General features: G+C 59.3%; 1 protein-coding gene. It reads right to left on the reverse strand.

Annotation, left to right across the window (positions count from 1 at the left end):
* A partial coding sequence (locus BP71_RS37855; protein WP_496387119.1) for a carbohydrate-binding protein occupies positions 1-1,271 on the reverse strand: 1,271 nt, incomplete at both ends.

Raw genomic sequence — 1,271 nt, forward strand, 5'->3', positions numbered from 1 at the left:
CCGGTGCGCGAGGCTGTGAGTACATAGGTATAATCGCCCGCGGATGCCGGGGCGTTGATGTTCACAGGCGAACCCGAGGCATTGGTACCATTGCCGGTCCAGGTATAGCTAACCCCGCCGCAGTCCGAACCCGTGCAACCTGCTTGGAAGGACATGGCCTGCTGGGATGTGTAGGATTGCCGGTCGGCAGTAGGGCTGATCGCAAAATTACACGTCACCGTCGTGATGGTCGTACCACTTCCGGTTACGCATACCTTGTCCTGCCGGACGCTGGCGCCCGGCAGCCCCTGGATCCGCACGGTATTGTTGCCCACGGCCAACGTAACCGGGATAGTTTCCTCCCGCCAGACGATGTTCCAGGTATACGTCGATGGAAGGGCCAGCGAGGCCACTGCCACGCTCCCATTCACCGACACACGCACCAACGGGCTTCCCGATGCGTAATACCGCAATTTCAGCTGGTACACACCCGCAGAACCAACACCATTAACGGCATAATCCACATAGTGGTCGTAGTTGTTCTTATCCCCCCTCGTGTTGCCCCCCGATGCATTGGGATCGCCGGTAACAGGGCCGTTGCCATTCGAATCCTCCGATTCCAGGCAAAGGCTGAATGCCTGTGTCACCTGCGTGACAGCCGGTTGGCAGTTAGCTACCGTAATGGAAGCCGTGGCCGTTTTGTTCGCACAGCCGCTACGGGATGCGGTAACCGTGTAAGTGAAAGGACCGTTGGTGGCTGGCGCATTGATATTCACCGACATACCCGACAGGTTAATGCCGTTCCCACTCCATTGATAACCCACTCCGGAACAATCCGCACCTGTACAACCGGCGGCAAGGCTCATCGCCGCCGAACACAGGGGCGTACCTGTCGATGGACTGGCCGTGACATTGAAATCGCAGGCCGGCGGGAGATCGCTGACGTGGATCGTCAGGTTCGTCGTCTTATCCGCGCAGCCGGTGCGCGAGGCTGTGAGTACATAGGTATAATCGCCCGCGGATGCCGGGGCGTTGATGTTCACAGGCGAACCCGAAGCATTGCTACCGTTGCCGGTCCAGGTATAGCTAACCTCGCCGCAGTCCGAACCTGTGCAACCTGCTTGGAAGGACATGGCCTGCTGGGGTGTGTAGGATTGCCGGTCGGCAGTAGGGCTGATCGCAAAATTACACGTCACCGTCGTGATGGTCGTACCACTTCCGGTTATGCATACCTTGTCCTGCCGGGCGCTGGCGCCCGGCAGCCCCTGGATCCGCACGGTATTGTTGCCCAC

It is taken from the genome of Dyadobacter ginsengisoli DSM 21015 (assembly GCF_059568735.1).